A 15,633-nucleotide genomic window follows, 5' to 3' on the forward strand; every position below is an offset into this window, starting at 1 on the left:
ATAGAAAGCTTAACTATAGCTAACTAACACTAGAAACAAAAATGGCGCAGTTAAATATGCGCCATTTTCTTTTTAACTATATACACGTTTAGATATTATGAGTCACTAACTTCGCGTGCCCAATGCTTCTGTTTCGCAACATGTAACTTGCGGTAGCCATCCAGTAATGCGGCGTGCTTTTTAAAGCCTTCAAGCGATAAACCTGGGAAAGTTAAGCCGTTAAAGCGTGTCCGACCTTCTGCAATCTCAATTGCAAGGGTGACATTATTAGCGCCAAACATAAGCCCTAAGGCGTCTTGGTAACTTGCATATTCACGTTCGTCATCGTATTTAATTTCTAAAATAGCTTTTAAACAACGGAAATGACGCATCGCGTCTTCATTAACTTGGCCGGTATGTAAAATCCAGTCAACCCAATCAATCGCTTCTTCGCTGCCTGCGGCTAAGCATAAGTGTGCTTTCAGTTCACCAATACGTAGAGTATGCCAAGGCGTATCGGCATCGGTTGCTAAGCCAATGAATTCAGCAGCGCGAATAATATCGCTGTGACCAGCTTCTTCGAGGTTATCGTAAATTTCCATCAGTTGCTCAGTATCATACTGATCAAGTGATAAGAAAGTTTCGCGGAATTTAGCCCCTTCGTTGTTATTACGCCAAATAAGCTCATCTACCGGATAAATATCAGACATACCAGGCACTAAAATACGACATGCATACACATTTAAGTGGGTGTAATCCATGATGTAGATATCATGGCCCATGCTGTGAATTAAATCAGTACAGAAGTTATATTCTTGCTCAGTTGAACCACTAAAGTCCCAATGTACAAATTCAAAGTCTGCTTCAGAACGGAAAAAGTCATGAGAAATTAAACCGCTTGAATCAATAAAGTGCAGTTCAATGTTTTCAGGTGTGGCTACTTCGTCGTTGTCAAAAGTGGCAGGTTGAAATACGTCTAGTTGATCTAGGCGACGACCTTGCAGTAGCTCAGTTACCGTACGTTCAAGTGCCACTTCAAATGAAGGATGAGCACCAAAAGAGGCAAATACAGAGCCATCCACTGGGTTGATTAGCGTAACACTCATTACAGGGTATTTACCGCCAAGTGAGGCATCTGCAATACGTAAATGGAAGCCATGGCTACGCAACTCTTCACAGGCTTCATGAATTTTAGGGTATTGTTTTACCACATCTTCAGGCACGATTGGTAAGCTAATACCTTCAGCAATAATGCGATTTTTAATGGCGCGCTCAAATACTTCAGATAACCCCTGTACACGGGCTTCAAATTTAGTATTACCAGCACTCATACCATTAGAAACAAAAATATTACCAATCACGTTCACCGGAATATAAATATCTTGGCCGTCGCGCTGGCGGGTATAAGGCACAGTACAAATACCACGCTCAAAATTACCAGAATTAAAATCATAAAGGTGTGAGGCAGTTAATTCACGCTCAGGGTCGAAGTAATCCCATAAGCTTTCATCCATAATCCCTTGTGGTACTTCATCTTCTGCTACTTTAAACCACTTTTCGTTCGGGTAATGAGTAAAGTCACCATTGGCAAATTCTTCACCTAAGTAAAAATCAGCAAAAAAGTAGTTACAGCTTAAACGCTCAAAATATTCACCTAGCGCAGAAGCGATAGAGGCTTTATCAGTAGCACCTTTACCGTTAGTAAACATCACACCACAGTCGCTATCTTTTATATGAACTGAATAACAGTTTGCTACAGGGTTAAGCCATAGCGCTTCTTCAATATTAATATTTAGCGCTTTTAGCTTGTTTTGCATGGTAGAGATAGACGATTCTAAATCGCGGTCTTTACCTTTAATAAATGTTTTTTCAGTCATTTTGATCTCAACTAGGTCTGCACAATACATGAACTGTGTATTATCGTGGATTTTGATGTTTATTTCACCCTTTACCCGCTTTTCGTAGCGTTTTTAATAGAACGATTATGAATATATGCTAATAATAGTTTATTGAAAAAGTTGAAGGGTATGTTTATGTTTAAAGTAATCAAACGGTTGCTATTAATTGTTGTGATTTTAGCGCTAGGGGGGACTGCTATTGTATACGGCGTGTTGACTCTAAGTTTACCTACTCTTGATGGTAAAGGCCGAAGCGATTCGGTAACGCAGCCAGTTAAAGTTGCTCGAGATACGCTTGGCCAAGCTGTTATTACTGCAGCAACTCGCCACGATGCTGCCTATGGCTTAGGTTATGCTCACGGGCAAGACCGCTTTTTTCAAATGGATTTACTTAGACGTAATGCCGCAGGTGAGCTCAGTGAGCTATTTGGTAAAGCCGCGCTCGCTCTTGATAAAAAAATGCGCTTTCATCAATTACGTAAACGTAGCCAAACAATTTTAAAAACTCTCCCTGAAGCCGATAAGCAACTACTAAAAAGCTATGCACAAGGGGTAAACGAAGGACTTGCGCAAGTAGGGTACCCAAGTTTTGAATACCTACTTACAGGGGCTGAGCAACAACCATGGCAAAGCGAAGATAGTCTGTTAGTTATTTTTAGCATGTATTTAGATTTACAAACTGCGACCTTTGAGCGCGACCAAGCTTTAATTCAAATACAGCAGCAATACGGCGCAAAAATGGTTGAATTTTTAACCCAACCAAGCCAATACCAAGCAGCATTAGATGGCAGTGTTTTAACACCTTATTCTCAAACTATACCTCAGTTACCAACGCAGCCATTAGCGGCGATTAAAAGCATTACTGCTAATTTAGAAGTAGGCAGTAATAACTGGGCAGTGACCGCAGATTTAACTAATACTCAAGCTGCGATGCTTTCAGATGATATGCACTTATCAATGGCGGTGCCGGTTATTTGGTATCGAGCGCAGCTTAATTACACTCATAACAATCAAGCGTATCAGGTAACCGGTGTTTCGTTACCAGGAGCACCTGCCATTGTGGTTGGCAGTAATAATAAAATTGCATGGGGATTTACTAATGGCTATATAGATACAGCCGACTGGATTGCATTAACTGATAGCAGTAAAACATGGCAAGTAAATGAAGTAATTACCTTGGATAATGGCAACGATGAAATCTATCCCTTAACGCTAAGTGAGTATGGCCCTGTTAAATACATTAACAATCAGCCTTATGCCTTAAGTTGGGCTGCGCATCAGCCGTATGCCGTTGATATGCAATTGTTACAGCTTGAGCAGGCTGAAACAGTGGATGATGCCCTTAATATTGCAAGTAACGTGGGTATTCCGGTACAAAACTTAATGGTGGTAGATAGTCAAGGCAGTGCCGCTTGGAAACACATGGGCGGTATTCCTGCACGAACAGCACCTAGTGAATTTGCCATTAATGAAAATGAATATTCAGCAACTTGGCAGCAAAATGAAGTTATTCGCCCGTTTGTTAAAAACCCTGAGAGTGGGCGCTTGTGGACAGGGAATTCGCGAGTGGTCTCTGCTGAGGATAATGCACGTTTTGGTAATGGCGGCTATGCCTTAGGTGCTCGTGCGATGCAAATTCGCGATCGGTTGTTTGAAAAGCAGCAGTTTAACGAAGGTGACTTTTATCAATTACAGTTAGACAATCAAGCGCGCTTTTTAACTCCTTGGCATGGCTTATTACTTGAGCAGTTAAAACAGCAGCCAGAACACTATGCAGATTATATCAATGCATTGGATAACTGGCAGCAATGCGCCTGCTCAACCTCCGTTGGTTATACTTTAGTTAAGACGTATCGTGATGAACTAATAAATATTTTATTTAGTAGTATTGAAGCCAGTCTCAATCAGCAGGATGGTACATTAAGTTATGTAAAACGCGATTTAGAGCCCGCTGTTTGGCAGTTAATAAAAGCGCAGCCAGCAAGTTGGGTTAACCCGCAATTTACGAATTGGGAGCAGCAATTACAGGCAGCTTTTGAGCAAACTCTCGCGCAGTTAACAGCAAAGTTTGGTAATAACATTCAAAACTGGCAATGGGGTAAAGTAAACGAATTAGCGATTGAACACCCATTTGCTAAACAAATACCTCTATTGAGTAAGCTACTAAATATGCCTACCGCTCCAGGGTTTGGTGATAGCTATATGCCTGCCGTACAAAAAACCAGTTTTGGCGCATCGCAGCGATTTATTGCCCAACCTGGACATTTAGAAAGTGCCATTTTAACAGTGCCTGGAGGGCAATCAGGGCACCCGCTTTCTGAGTTTTATCGAGCCGGTTTTGATGAATATGTAGAAGGAAAGCACACCCCATTGTTACCGCAAACATTCATGCATCAAATTGAAATAGTGCCTATGAGCGACTAGCTTTGGATGCAGAGTGAGCTAAATAAGTTGCTATCACGTTTTATAACCATGATTATTAATTATAGGGTTACAACAATGAAAAAATTACTACCGGCATTAATAACGACTTTACTACTAAGCAACTACGCGGCTGCGGATGACAATCCAGTTACAGCTAAGCAACTGAGCGAGCATGTATACGTCCTATACGGACAAGGTGGCAACATTGCAGCCAGCGTAGGGGATGATGGCATATATATCATTGATGATCAGTTTGCCAAACTCTCAGACGATATTAAAAAAACCATTAGCGACTTAAAGCCAGGCAGTGCAGAGTTTGTAATTAACACTCATCATCATGGCGATCACACCGGTGGTAACGAAAACTTTGCTAAAGCCGGAGCCCATGTTATTGCCCACAATAATGTACATAAACGCCTAAAAGAAAAACATGGCGAAGGGTCGGATTACCTACCACGAATTAGTTTTGGTGATGATTTAACACTGCACTTTAATAATGAGCAAGCGCATGTTGTGCATTATCAACATGCCCATACCGATGGCGATGCGGTGATTTTTTTCAATAATGATAATATTGTGCACATGGGCGATATTTACTTTAACTTTGGCAGCCTACCGTTTGTTGATGTAGACAGTGGGGGTAGCGTTGATGGTGTTTTAGCGGCGGTTGATGATGTGATTAATCAGGTTGATGATAAAACCCAAGTTATTCCTGGTCATGGCCCGCTAAGTGACCGTTCAGGACTGATCACGTATCGTAAGCTGGTGCAAAAAGCGAAAGATGTTATGCTAAAAGCAATGCAAAATGACGCCAGTTTAGAGCAGGTACTTAAAGCAGATCCATTGTCAGAACTTGGCCTTGAATATGCTAATTGGTTACCTAAAGAGCGGGTAACCACACTTTTTTATCGCAGTTTAAAGTAGCGCAAAGCGCGAATAAAAACGCATAAACCTAATAAAGCTGAGCATGTGTTCAGCTTTTTTGATTCTTACATGCCCCAAGGAGTTGCGTATGTCGGCAGAAAAAACCCATCTTGAAATTTGTAACTTAACCCGAGAACAATACCCACAAATTAAAACCTTGATGGACGAAGCTTACCCCGACCTAGGCGGCGCATGGCCAAGCCATACTATTTTTAGACTCATAGATCAGTTCCCTGAAGGGCAAATCGGTATTGTGGATGACGGCGTGCTGGTGGGTTTAGCGCTGAGTGTACAGGTAGATTATGCGCGTTTTTCAAACCCGCATACCTATGAAGATATTGCCGATGGCCACGACCGAGTATTTAGCGACACCACAGGGGATGCTTTATACGGTTTGGATGTTGCTATTAGTGAACAATACCGTGGCATGCGTTTAGGACGCCGTTTATATGATGCGCGAAAAGAATTGTGCCGTCAGTATAATTTACGCGCTATTTTAGCGGGTGGCCGTATTCCGCGTTATTACAATCACAGCAGTGAAATGACCCCGATGGAATACATTGCTAAGGTCGATCAAAAAGAGCTGTATGACCCCATACTCAGTTTTCAATTAGCCAATGACTTTCAGGTTAAACGATTATTAAAAAAATACTTACCTGAAGATCAGGAGTCGGTCGGTTATGCCACATTACTTGAGTGGAATAACATTATGTATGAGCCAACCGACACCGTTATTGAGTCAACTAAATCAATCGTGCGCGTAGGAGCTGTGCAATGGCAAATGCGCTGTGTTGAATCGGTTGAAGAAATGCTTAAGCAAGTTGAATACTTTGTTGATACGGTATCTGATTACAAAAGCGATTTTATTTTATTCCCTGAGTTTTTTAATGCGCCATTGATGGGATTAACTGAACAAAGTAACCAAACCGAGGCAATTCGGTATTTAGCCGAATACACTGAGACCTTTAAAAACGCCATGTCGCGTATGGCGATAGAATACAACGCCAACATTATTACCGGCTCAATGCCGCTTGCCGAAGACGATAAAATATATAACGTTAGTTATTTATGCCATCGCAGCGGTAAAATAGACGAGCAACGTAAAATTCATATTACCCCGCATGAACAAAACGATTGGGTGATCCAAGGCGGTGATAAAATTGCTGTATTCGATACAGATGCAGGCCGTGTAGGTATTCAAATTTGTTATGATGTCGAATTTCCTGAGTTGTCACGTATTTTGGCCACCCAAGGTTTGGATATTTTATTTGTGCCATTTTGGACTGACACTAAAAATAGTTACTTGCGTGTACGCCATTGTGCCCAAGCACGTGCCATTGAAAACGAATGTTATGTGGTTATTGCAGGCTCTGTGGGTAACTTACCTGAAGTAGAAAGCTTAGATGTGCAGTTTTCACAGTCGGCGGTACTAACCCCATCGGACTTTTCATTTCCGCACGATGCCACACTAAATGAAGCCACCACCAATACAGAAATGTTATTATTTAGCGACTTAGATATGGATAAGTTAAAAATTCTTCACAGTGAAGGGACAGTGCGTAACTTAAAAGACCGCCGTCACGATTTGTATGAAGTGATATTGAAAAAGAGAGATATTTAATGGCGTGGATGTATTTAATTATTGCTGGGTTACTTGAGATTGGCTGGCCTATAGGGTTAAAAATTTCTCAAACCCCTGAAACTCGTTGGCAGGGCATCGCGATTGCCATTGCGTTTATGGTCGCGAGCGGCTTTATGTTGTGGTTGGCGCAAAAGCAAATATCTATGGGCACGTCGTACGCAGTATGGACGGGTATTGGTGCTGCTGGTACGTTTTTAGTGGGTATATTATTTTACGGTGATGCCGCCACGTTTGGTCGTATTGCTGGTGTGTTAATGATTATTTGTGGTGTCATCACCTTAAAAATTAGTCATTAATTGTTAGATTAAACAAGCGCAGGTTGATACCTGCGCTTTTTTAGCTGCTCGGCAGCATTACCAATATCGCAGCCACTGCAATCAATAATAGCCCAGCGCTATCTTGGCGTTTTAGCGGTTGTTTTAACCATAAAACAGCAATCAATATCGTAAAAAATACTTCTATCTGGCCGAGCGTTTTTACATAGGCAACATGTTGCAAGCTCATTGCGCTAAACCAACCTATTGATCCCAAGCAACTAAATATACTCACCGTACAAGTCATGCCCTTATGCTGAAACATAGTTTTAAATGTATCGCGTTCCTTTAAGGCAATATAAATACACAGCATCAGTGTTTGTAAACTAATAACAAGCAATAAAACCCATGCAGGCGCATACGGAAAAGCTATACCTGAGCTTAAACTGGCTTCTCTGATCCATGACGATGACAACGCAAACGAAGTGCCGCAGGCAAGTCCTGTTAATGCTGTTTTTAAGCTAAAGTGTTTCACATTGGCGATACCACTTAATAGCAATACCGCAATTGCACCAATAAACACGCCAAACCAACCAAGTAATGAAAGCGTTGAGCCAAAAAACAGTAACCCGAGTATGGCCGCCATAAGCGCTTCACTTTTAGCTAGGCCGGCGCCTACAGCAAAATTATTCATTTTAAATAATTTAACCATGAGTCCCGTGGCAATAATTTGCACTATGCTGGCACCAATAATGTAGCTAATAAATAAAGGGTTGAATGAAGGAAAGGGAGCATCTTGGTAATAATAAAGCGCATATAAATACAGCCCAGCAATAGGGCTTGCCATAATAAAGCGGGCTAATGTAACGCCAGCAATGCTCACATGAGTGCTTAATTTACTTTGCAGAGCATTGCGCCATGACTGCATAAATGCAGCAAAAATAGTCAGTAAAATCCAAATCATCTTAAACAACATACAATAAGCGGAGGAGTAATTTAGCAGTACTGTGACATGAAAGCGACCATCAAAAAGGCATAATGAATATTCATCACCTGCGACAATTTGCCACAGTGACGCACTGCTTAAATCGGCTATAGTGTCTGGGATGTTACTACTAGCCGCCAGAACTCAGGTTATTCATATTTGGCGGCTTTTTTCTATTTGCTGTGTTATTTTGAGTTATAAAAAATAACTTGAGAATGATAATGACAACTTTATTAGTTTGCGCCTTAATGGCAGTGACTATGCCTTACGTTGCAAGAATCCCAGCTATTATAGAAATGAATAAGCTCGGTGGTTACGATAATAAACATCCGCGGCAACAACAAACACAACTTACAGGACTCGGAGCACGGGCGCTGGCTTCTCATCAAAACTGTTTTGAATCGTTAGCGGTTTTTGCCGTTGCTTTGGCTGCTGTATTAGGCACAAACAATGTTAATGCCGTAACCGAAACTTTAGCGATGACGCATATTGTAGCGCGTATTTTATTTTGTACTTTTTATTATTTAAACCTCGATATTATTCGCTCGATCACTTGGCTGGTAGGCATGGGAACCGCTATTGGCATGATCGCCGTCAGTTTATAACGAGAATAAGCAAAAACCACAAAGCAAGCAGCCTAAAAGGGTGCTTGCTTTATAGTCTTAAACACTTATTCCCATTAATGCGATATGTTAACTCGCTCTATTAAATCACTTTTTGTAACTGTACTGTTGAGTGCAAAATCAAGTTGTATTAGTACGTTTTGTTGTCCCATTGATGAAGGTGTATATTGCCATTGCATCAGTGCTCTTTTTGCTTCTTTGTTAAAGACTGCTTCTGGTTCAGCTTTTACAACAGTAATGTTAGCTGTTTTGCCTGCTGGGGTTATGTCGTATTTTAATACCACTGAACCGCTAATGCCTTGTTCCGCCGCTTGTTTTGGGTAAAGCGGTTCGATTCGCATTACGGGAGCGATAGATGTTTCTTTTTTAGCTGATGCTTCAGGTTGCTTTGCTACTGCTAAGCCACTGAGCAAGCTTGCTGCTATAAGTAACGCGCTTCCTTTTGCTAGGCGCGAATGTGCGCCGTTATGTTTGATATTAGTAAGTCGTTGTAACATGGTTTTTTTATCTCCGTAGTGTGAATAAGCCATCAGACCCGCTGGCGCATTGGCAGCGCAGTTTACTAAGGCTTTGCTGTATAAAATTTGTTGCTGTGTGGTTTTATTACTTAGTACCCGTTCATCACAAGTTAGCTCCTGCAAACGTCTACAGCTTGCGTATGCCATCCAAGCTAAAGGGTTAAACCACATTAAAATTGTAGCCAGTAATAGCAGCGCATTTGTTAGGTTATCTTTGCGTTTTATATGCACATTTTCGTGCTCTAAAATAAGCGCCAATGTGGCTTTATCAAACAGAGTATTGTAGTTGTGTGGTAAAACTAGCTTGCTATTTAGTACCCCAATTACCATAGGTGTTGCCACTTGATGACTAGTAAAGGTTTTTACCCCTGAGCTTATTTCTGCTTGTAAATTTGTTACTTCACAAAGCTGTAGGTTGCTTACAAATCGGTGGTGAATAATCCAAGTGACGAATAAAAGCAGTGCCGTAATAACTACATAAAATAGCGCCCAGTTAATACTAATAGTGCTTATTAATGGTTGATTAGGTGTAATGATATAATGACTAATTGGACTGTTTTGTAATGGCCTAATTGCATTGGGTAAATTAGCGATAAGCAGCGAGGCTGGTATTAACCACACTAATTTATAAATAAGCTGCGAACCAATTGCTTTTAAGCCAAAGCGCTCAAGTAAAACAAATCCTGCAAACAACAGACTCAATAATAGCTGTTGCTCTATTAGCCAATTAAAGCTTGTTTGAATAACCATGAGAATCCCTTACTTTTGGTTTTTTTCCCAGTCATCTATGACTTTTTTAAGCTCGTTTATATCTTGTTGAGAGAGTTTTTCTGATTTCGCAAAACCACTTACCAACGGAGCTATACGGCCACTAAAAAAACGCTCAATAAAGTTCTGGCTTTCTTTTTGGGTGTAATCAGCACGATTTATACAGGGGGTGTAAATATATTGGCGGCCTTCTTTTTCAAAGCTAAGCGCTCCTTTTTTAACTAATCGACCTAGTAAGGTTTTAATGGTTTTTTCGTGCCATTGTTTATCATCACTCAAGCGCTCAATAATTTGGCTGGCATTAGCGGGGTAGCTAATCCATAGCGCATCGAGTACTTTAAATTCTGCTTTTGATAATTCGATCATTTTATTGCCTACAAGTGTAATCTTTAATTTAAGACTACACTTGTAATCTATTTTTGCAAGTTTATTTTATATTTTTTAATCGCATTAAAGTGAGGGGGGTAGCGTGAGCTTGTTAGCCTAAAATGTCGCTTTTATTAATTTTTATAAACTGGTTTTCAGGTAAATTTAAATGGTCTAACAGTAATTCACTTATTTGTACGCGGTATAAATCAATCACTTTGTAACCACAGTAATGCGCCATTTTACGAATTTGTCGATTTAGTCCTTGTTTTAAAATAATACTAAACTGATTGTCAGTGATTTTAGTCACCTCACACGGCAAAGTCATTTGCTTATCGACAGGGACGCCTGCAGCCATTTTTTCGCAAAAATTCTCATCTAAAGGTTTATTGACGGTTACTAAATAGCGTTTAGGCTGATGAAAGTCAGGGTGGATCAGCTGGTTACAAAAATCTCCATCATTGGTCAAAATAAGCAATCCGCGTGAGTCTTTATCAAGGCGACCAATAGGGTATACCCGTGTTAGTTGCGGTAAATGATGAATAAGGCTGCTTGGGTCGTGCTGATTGAGTTTACAATCAATTCCTACTGGTTTGTGATAAGCAAAGTAGACTAAATCGGCAGGGCCTTTAATGGCTTGGCCATTAACAATGACACTGTCGTTTTCGTCCACATGATCAATATGATTTGCGGGGCGATTATTAACCATGACCACACCTTCGTCAATCAAACGCGAGGCCTGCTTGCGTGAGCAAACACCGGCATGCGCTATGTACTTTGCGAGTCGAATTTTTGTATCCATGATAGCGCGTAATTAAAAAAATCTGATCGCAATTATAGCAAAGCTGCGTATTGATTACTTGGACAGTTAATTTAACAGTAGGTAGGTTAATATGGGTATTCAATTTTCAGAACTAAAAAAGCATCAGCCATTACAAAAAGTGGTGGTTCATTCACTGGAAATGGCCTTGTATCAAGTGTCTGTTGTCATTAATAATGTTGAATACTATGTACAAGAAAGTGATGGTGAATTTGTAAAGGCAGTCAGCCCATTACATATTCAAAAACGCTTTGAAGACATTGCCTACGCGCAAATGATGCTCAGGCATACCAGCGCTTATGATGAAATGTGTGGTCAACCGGAAAAAATTTCTAGTAATATGCTTGAAGTTCCCTTTGGACAAAATAACCTGTTTTAACATTAGGTATTTGCTAAAATAGGTCAATTTGGAATAGCTAATGTACCTATTGCAGGCAGAAAATACTGAGCAATTAAACCAAGCACTGCGTGTTAATATGCTTGAGTTTAATGCTCAACACTTCGACGCAGAGCGCCAAGCTCTCGGCTTTAAATATCTCGATAAACAGCATGAATTAGTTGCCGGTATAAGTGGTCATGTATTTGGCAATTGGCTGCTAATAAGTTGGTTGTGGTGTGCTGAATCGGCACGAGGCAATGGCTTGGCTGATTCGTTATTAACATCACTTGAAAATGCAGCAATTGAAATGGGTGCCGTTCAGGCTCAGCTTGACACCCTAGACTTTCAAGCCAAGCCTTTCTATGAAAAGCGTGGTTATCAGGTTAAATATCAATTAAATAATTATCCGCTCAGCGGTACGCGCTACTTTATGGAAAAGCCGCTGGTAGAGGCTAAATAATGCTGATTTGAATATTACTCTTTTGTGGTTAAAGGCGTGCCATCAAAGCTAATGCCTAAAAACGGTGTTGCCTCGGGCGCTAACATAAACGTACGAATATTCATGTGATCATCGGCACTTGGGTTGTCTAGTACATCTTCACGGTAAAATTTACCAAAACAATCTAAGGTATTTTGTTTACTAAGACCGTTGAGCTTAGCAAATGCAAAAATTTTGCACGAACCGTTATTTTCACTCGCAGAACTTAATAACCCATGGTTACTGAAGCTGCATGCTGTAAAAGTATAGTGCTCATCAATAACGGCCATAGTATCAGCAAAGCTAATACTTTTTGGCTCATCTGCGAGCGTTGTTAAATAATCTGTGAGCGTCATACGCTGTCCTTGTTATTATAATATGGAGTTAATTAACTAACTCTAACTTATATTATTAGTAAAACAAGCATAGGTTATATTAAATGGGTTAACGCATGAATGTTGGTTATTTCAATATCAGCCAGCCCTTTGTAGGCATAAGTTTGTGCTTGATTATTCAGCCATACAGACTGACAGCCAGCGTTGTTAGCACCTTGCACATCGCTATCAAGGCTATCACCTATGTGCAAAATATCGCTGTTTTTGATACGTAAATGTGTTGCGGCTTGATCAAATAATGTTGTGTGTGGTTTAGCTTTACCATGCAAGCCTGCTTGTAACACCAGTTCAAACTTATCTTTTAAATTAAATCGATCAACCTCTACATTACCGTTAGTAATGGCAATCAATTTGTAGTGTTGACTTAGTTTATCAAGCAATATTAGTACGTCTTCGCTCACCGTAATATTGCTTCGCTCATCAGCAAATGCTTGATACGCCTTATGTACATGATGCTCTATTTCATCACCTTTAAAACCTAATTCAGACAACACTAAGCGCAAGGTATGCTTACGCCATTGTGTGACGTCATCAATAAGTTCTGGCTGCTGTAGTGCCGCGAGTTCACGGCATTGCTGCCAAAACTGTGGTCCTTGTTTTTTGTAGCCTGGTAGCGCATTTAAATAATCAATTTGCGCCTGAACGGCTGCGGTTATGATAGGGCGGTTATCGTACAAGGTATCGTCTAAGTCAAAACTTAGCACAGAAAAAGGAGAAATTGCGCGATTAAATCGGATCATAGTTGCTGCTCTAATCGGTTCTTTTTTTAGCACGTGGGTGGGTGTTATCGTACACCTTGGCTAAGTGCTGAAAATCTAAATGAGTATAAACTTGGGTTGCAGATAAACTACTGTGGCCTAATAACTCTTGCACTGCTCGTAAATCCCCAGACGACTCTAAAATATGCGACGCAAATGAGTGGCGTAATTTATGCGGATGAACTTGCGAGCTAATACCTTGCTTTATCCCCCATTCTTGCATACGCAAACGAACTTGGCGTACAGAAATACGGCTTTTTTTGCTACTCAAAAATACTGCATGTTCATCTGAGCCCATAAATAGTGGGCGAACTGCTAGCCAATTGTTTAACGCCTCAAGTGCTTTAGAGCCAACCGGTATTAGGCGTTCTTTTGCGCCTTTGCCCCGCACTAATATTTCACCGCTACGAGTGTTTATATCTTGCATGTTAGCGCCAACTAACTCACTAATGCGTAAGCCTGATGAATACATCAGTTCCATCATCGCTTTATCACGAATGGCAAGTGGATCATCATCGGGTATTTCGAGTAAACGAGCCATTTGGTCAACATCAAGGTTTTTAGGTAAAGGCCGCGCAAATTTAGGGCCTTTTATGCCCTGTGCCGGATTATGGTAATGCGCTTGCTCAGTAATATTTTTTGCTTTTAAAAATTTATACAAACTACGTATGCAGCTTAATTTTAAGCTGATTGTTCTGCCACTTAATTGTTTTGTCCGCAGTGCCATACTGTAACGACGAATATGCTCACTTTGTACCGCAAACCAATTGTCGCACAGTTTATTAAAATACAAGGCGGCAAAACCTAATTGGCTGACATACTGATTAACGGTGTGCGCTGAATATTGACGTTCAAATTTTAAGTAATCACTAAATAATGTAATGGGTGTACGCCAGCTATCGCTTAAGTCGCTTATATTTGGCGCGTTATCGCTCATGCCAGTTCCAGTAACCGTATTTGCAATGAGCGCACAAAATCTAATACAAATAAGTTATCTTGTGAGGGCTCAAAGTGGTTTTCATCGTGGCTGCCAAAAGCCAAAATTGCGTAGGGGTTACTCGGCTCACCAATTAAATAAAGTGCGGTCGATTGGGTATCATTGTTGAAGAGTAAGTCGCGTTCTTGCTGATTTACACGGCCTAAATAATGATTACTATCTGACAGTCTATGCTTTACTAACTCTTCAAAGGCATTATCGTATCTAACGAGTTTGCATTCATTAATAGTCGGGCTCATACAAATAATATTGCGTAAGTTACTGGCCAGTGTATTAAAGTCGTAATTACTCCACAGCTGTCGGTGACATTGGCTAAATAAACGATAAACCAGTTCATTCTGGGTCGCATTTTTGCTCATGCTGTCTATTTGATTTTTTAGCTGTGTATTGTGCTCGCGTAATTGGCGCTGCTGAATATGCACTAATGAAGTAGCACCCTGTACTTGCTGTTGTAACTCAAGTTGCGCTAACAGCTTAGGTTGCTCAATTAAAAAATCAGGATGCTGTTGTAAGTAATCTATTACTTGCTGTTTAGTTAATTCACTCATAGTGCAACTTGCCCATCAAATACATGTTCAGCGGGACCTGTCATACGCACTGGATGGCCCTCGCCACTCCAGCGCACTTGTAAGCTACCGCCGGGTAAATCAACTTGTACTGTACTGGTGAGCTTATTTTGGATAAAACCAATCACCATGGCAGCACACGCGCCGGTACCGCAAGCAAGTGTTTCGCTTACACCACGCTCCCATACTCTGAGTTTAATGTGCTCTTGAGAGATAACCTGCATAAAGCCAATGTTCGCGCGTTGTGGAAAACGCTCATGGTTTTCAAGCAACGGGCCTAGGGTATCCACTTGGGCTGTTTCTATATCGTCTACTTCCATTACGCAATGAGGGTTACCCATAGATACGGCACCACTAAAAACGGTATGCTCTTCTGCGCGAATAATATAAGTCAGCTCACGTTTGGTTGCTTTGAGTGGAATTTTATTTGGCTCAAAATTAGGGTGACCCATATTAACGGTTACTTGACCGTCTTTTTCAATATACAGGGTGAGATTACCAGACTTAGTCGACACGCTGATTTTATGTTTATTGGTTAAGCCTTTCATGCGTACAAAGCGGGCAAAGCAGCGCGCACCGTTACCACATTGTTCTACTTCGTGGCCGTCAGCGTTAAAAATACGATAGTGAAAATCGAGATCGGGTGAGTAAGGGGCTTCAACCATCAGTAGTTGGTCAAACCCAATGCCGAAATGGCGATCGGCCAGCTTTTTGATTTGATCACGGGATAAAAAAACGTTTTGTGTAATGTTATCAATCACAACAAAGTCGTTACCTAAGCCGTGCATTTTGGAAAAATTAACTAACATAGCGCTCTAATTCGGTTTTGCTCTGTGCTAATCATGCCACAGAGCAGCTA

The 15,633-nt window shown here is 40.8% G+C and carries 17 protein-coding genes; 7 read left to right on the forward strand and 10 right to left on the reverse strand.

The window, feature by feature from the left end:
• Positions 1-95: 95 nt before the first annotated feature.
• Complete coding sequence (gene ycaO, locus ACNSN2_RS15285) at positions 96-1,856, reverse strand: 30S ribosomal protein S12 methylthiotransferase accessory factor YcaO (protein ID WP_054202887.1); 1,761 nt, start codon at positions 1,854-1,856, stop codon at positions 96-98.
• 156 nt (positions 1,857-2,012) lie between these two features.
• Here ycaO and ACNSN2_RS15290 point away from each other — a divergent pair, with 156 nt between their 5' ends.
• The 4 genes from ACNSN2_RS15290 to ACNSN2_RS15305 all read left to right on the forward strand — a co-directional run bounded on the left by ACNSN2_RS15290 (position 2,013) and on the right by ACNSN2_RS15305 (position 7,163).
• Positions 2,013-4,301 carry a penicillin acylase family protein gene (locus tag ACNSN2_RS15290; RefSeq protein WP_418608006.1) on the forward strand — a complete coding sequence of 763 codons (2,289 nt, stop codon included), beginning with the start codon at positions 2,013-2,015 and terminating at the stop codon, positions 4,299-4,301.
• A gap of 75 nt (positions 4,302-4,376) precedes the next feature.
• Complete coding sequence (locus ACNSN2_RS15295; RefSeq protein WP_418608008.1) at positions 4,377-5,225, forward strand: MBL fold metallo-hydrolase; 849 nt, start codon at positions 4,377-4,379, stop codon at positions 5,223-5,225.
• Between the two features lie 88 nt (positions 5,226-5,313).
• Positions 5,314-6,846 (forward strand): bifunctional GNAT family N-acetyltransferase/carbon-nitrogen hydrolase family protein, encoded by a 1,533-nt coding sequence (locus ACNSN2_RS15300; RefSeq protein WP_010392609.1) that lies wholly within the window; start codon positions 5,314-5,316, stop codon positions 6,844-6,846.
• A complete protein-coding gene (locus ACNSN2_RS15305; protein ID WP_010392612.1) occupies positions 6,846-7,163 on the forward strand; it encodes a DMT family transporter in 318 nt (105 codons plus the stop codon). Before ACNSN2_RS15300 ends, ACNSN2_RS15305 begins: the two co-directional genes overlap by 1 nt.
• Positions 7,164-7,203: 40 nt before the next feature.
• Here ACNSN2_RS15305 and ACNSN2_RS15310 read toward each other — a convergent pair whose 3' ends face one another.
• Positions 7,204-8,085 carry a DMT family transporter gene (locus tag ACNSN2_RS15310; protein ID WP_138595980.1) on the reverse strand — a complete coding sequence of 294 codons (882 nt, stop codon included), beginning with the start codon at positions 8,083-8,085 and terminating at the stop codon, positions 7,204-7,206.
• 242 nt (positions 8,086-8,327) lie between these two features.
• Here ACNSN2_RS15310 and ACNSN2_RS15315 point away from each other — a divergent pair, with 242 nt between their 5' ends.
• Positions 8,328-8,711 (forward strand): MAPEG family protein, encoded by a 384-nt coding sequence (locus ACNSN2_RS15315; protein ID WP_418608011.1) that lies wholly within the window; start codon positions 8,328-8,330, stop codon positions 8,709-8,711.
• A 74-nt stretch (positions 8,712-8,785) separates the two neighbouring features.
• Here the strand turns inward: ACNSN2_RS15315 and ACNSN2_RS15320 are convergent, their stop codons facing one another.
• The 3 genes from ACNSN2_RS15320 to ACNSN2_RS15330 all read right to left on the reverse strand — a co-directional run bounded on the left by ACNSN2_RS15320 (position 8,786) and on the right by ACNSN2_RS15330 (position 11,183).
• Positions 8,786-9,997: a M56 family metallopeptidase gene (locus tag ACNSN2_RS15320; protein WP_418608013.1), complete on the reverse strand. Its 1,212-nt coding sequence runs from the start codon at positions 9,995-9,997 to the stop codon at positions 8,786-8,788.
• A 9-nt stretch (positions 9,998-10,006) separates the two neighbouring features.
• Positions 10,007-10,381, reverse strand: coding sequence for a BlaI/MecI/CopY family transcriptional regulator (locus ACNSN2_RS15325; RefSeq protein ID WP_418608015.1), 375 nt, complete (start codon positions 10,379-10,381; stop codon positions 10,007-10,009).
• A 112-nt stretch (positions 10,382-10,493) separates the two neighbouring features.
• Entirely contained in the window at positions 10,494-11,183 is a 690-nt protein-coding gene (locus ACNSN2_RS15330; protein ID WP_418608017.1) for a pseudouridine synthase, read from the reverse strand.
• A gap of 91 nt (positions 11,184-11,274) precedes the next feature.
• Between ACNSN2_RS15330 and ACNSN2_RS15335 the strand changes: the two genes are divergently transcribed.
• Together ACNSN2_RS15335 and ACNSN2_RS15340 are read left to right on the forward strand one after the other, a co-directional pair.
• Positions 11,275-11,580, forward strand: a complete 306-nt coding sequence (locus ACNSN2_RS15335) for a DUF6482 family protein (protein ID WP_008109023.1) — start codon at positions 11,275-11,277, stop codon at positions 11,578-11,580.
• A gap of 40 nt (positions 11,581-11,620) precedes the next feature.
• The gene (locus ACNSN2_RS15340; protein WP_418608019.1) at positions 11,621-12,040 is read left to right on the forward strand and encodes a GNAT family N-acetyltransferase; all 420 of its coding nucleotides are present in this window, start codon (positions 11,621-11,623) and stop codon (positions 12,038-12,040) included.
• Positions 12,041-12,054: 14 nt separating this feature from the next.
• Here the strand turns inward: ACNSN2_RS15340 and ACNSN2_RS15345 are convergent, their stop codons facing one another.
• The 5 genes from ACNSN2_RS15345 to dapF all read right to left on the reverse strand — a co-directional run bounded on the left by ACNSN2_RS15345 (position 12,055) and on the right by dapF (position 15,583).
• A complete protein-coding gene (locus ACNSN2_RS15345) occupies positions 12,055-12,414 on the reverse strand; it encodes a HopJ type III effector protein (RefSeq protein WP_010392629.1) in 360 nt (119 codons plus the stop codon).
• Between the two features lie 74 nt (positions 12,415-12,488).
• Positions 12,489-13,193 (reverse strand): HAD-IA family hydrolase, encoded by a 705-nt coding sequence (locus ACNSN2_RS15350; RefSeq protein WP_076919936.1) that lies wholly within the window; start codon positions 13,191-13,193, stop codon positions 12,489-12,491.
• 10 nt (positions 13,194-13,203) lie between these two features.
• Positions 13,204-14,148 (reverse strand): tyrosine recombinase XerC, encoded by a 945-nt coding sequence (locus ACNSN2_RS15355; RefSeq protein WP_418608022.1) that lies wholly within the window; start codon positions 14,146-14,148, stop codon positions 13,204-13,206.
• The gene (locus tag ACNSN2_RS15360) at positions 14,145-14,756 is read right to left on the reverse strand and encodes a DUF484 family protein (RefSeq protein WP_010392634.1); all 612 of its coding nucleotides are present in this window, start codon (positions 14,754-14,756) and stop codon (positions 14,145-14,147) included. The genes ACNSN2_RS15355 and ACNSN2_RS15360 overlap by 4 nt, the downstream gene beginning before the upstream one ends.
• Entirely contained in the window at positions 14,753-15,583 is an 831-nt protein-coding gene (gene dapF / locus ACNSN2_RS15365) for a diaminopimelate epimerase (protein ID WP_008109029.1), read from the reverse strand. The genes ACNSN2_RS15360 and dapF overlap by 4 nt, the downstream gene beginning before the upstream one ends.
• Positions 15,584-15,633 lie beyond the last annotated feature (50 nt).

Source organism: Pseudoalteromonas sp. US3C1013 (assembly GCF_048401115.1).
Lineage (GTDB): Bacteria > Pseudomonadota > Gammaproteobacteria > Enterobacterales > Alteromonadaceae > Pseudoalteromonas > Pseudoalteromonas undina.

Excerpts from the sequence above, each read along its gene's own strand:
- ACNSN2_RS15325 (WP_418608015.1), bottom strand. The coding sequence starts at position 10,381 with ATGATCGAATTATCAAAAGCAGAATTTAAAGTACTCGATGCGCTATGG.
- ACNSN2_RS15320 (WP_418608013.1), bottom strand. The coding sequence starts at position 9,997 with ATGGTTATTCAAACAAGCTTTAATTGGCTAATAGAGCAACAGCTATTA.
- ycaO (WP_054202887.1), bottom strand. The coding sequence starts at position 1,856 with ATGACTGAAAAAACATTTATTAAAGGTAAAGACCGCGATTTAGAATCG.
- ACNSN2_RS15315 (WP_418608011.1), top strand. The coding sequence starts at position 8,328 with ATGACAACTTTATTAGTTTGCGCCTTAATGGCAGTGACTATGCCTTAC.
- ACNSN2_RS15310 (WP_138595980.1), bottom strand. The coding sequence starts at position 8,085 with ATGATTTGGATTTTACTGACTATTTTTGCTGCATTTATGCAGTCATGG.
- ACNSN2_RS15345 (WP_010392629.1), bottom strand. The coding sequence starts at position 12,414 with ATGACGCTCACAGATTATTTAACAACGCTCGCAGATGAGCCAAAAAGT.
- ACNSN2_RS15295 (WP_418608008.1), top strand. The coding sequence starts at position 4,377 with ATGAAAAAATTACTACCGGCATTAATAACGACTTTACTACTAAGCAAC.
- ACNSN2_RS15360 (WP_010392634.1), bottom strand. The coding sequence starts at position 14,756 with ATGAGTGAATTAACTAAACAGCAAGTAATAGATTACTTACAACAGCAT.
- ACNSN2_RS15305 (WP_010392612.1), top strand. The coding sequence starts at position 6,846 with ATGGCGTGGATGTATTTAATTATTGCTGGGTTACTTGAGATTGGCTGG.
- ACNSN2_RS15350 (WP_076919936.1), bottom strand. The coding sequence starts at position 13,193 with ATGATCCGATTTAATCGCGCAATTTCTCCTTTTTCTGTGCTAAGTTTT.
- ACNSN2_RS15330 (WP_418608017.1), bottom strand. The coding sequence starts at position 11,183 with ATGGATACAAAAATTCGACTCGCAAAGTACATAGCGCATGCCGGTGTT.
- ACNSN2_RS15335 (WP_008109023.1), top strand. The coding sequence starts at position 11,275 with ATGGGTATTCAATTTTCAGAACTAAAAAAGCATCAGCCATTACAAAAA.
- ACNSN2_RS15300 (WP_010392609.1), top strand. The coding sequence starts at position 5,314 with ATGTCGGCAGAAAAAACCCATCTTGAAATTTGTAACTTAACCCGAGAA.
- dapF (WP_008109029.1), bottom strand. The coding sequence starts at position 15,583 with ATGTTAGTTAATTTTTCCAAAATGCACGGCTTAGGTAACGACTTTGTT.
- ACNSN2_RS15355 (WP_418608022.1), bottom strand. The coding sequence starts at position 14,148 with ATGAGCGATAACGCGCCAAATATAAGCGACTTAAGCGATAGCTGGCGT.
- ACNSN2_RS15340 (WP_418608019.1), top strand. The coding sequence starts at position 11,621 with ATGTACCTATTGCAGGCAGAAAATACTGAGCAATTAAACCAAGCACTG.
- ACNSN2_RS15290 (WP_418608006.1), top strand. The coding sequence starts at position 2,013 with ATGTTTAAAGTAATCAAACGGTTGCTATTAATTGTTGTGATTTTAGCG.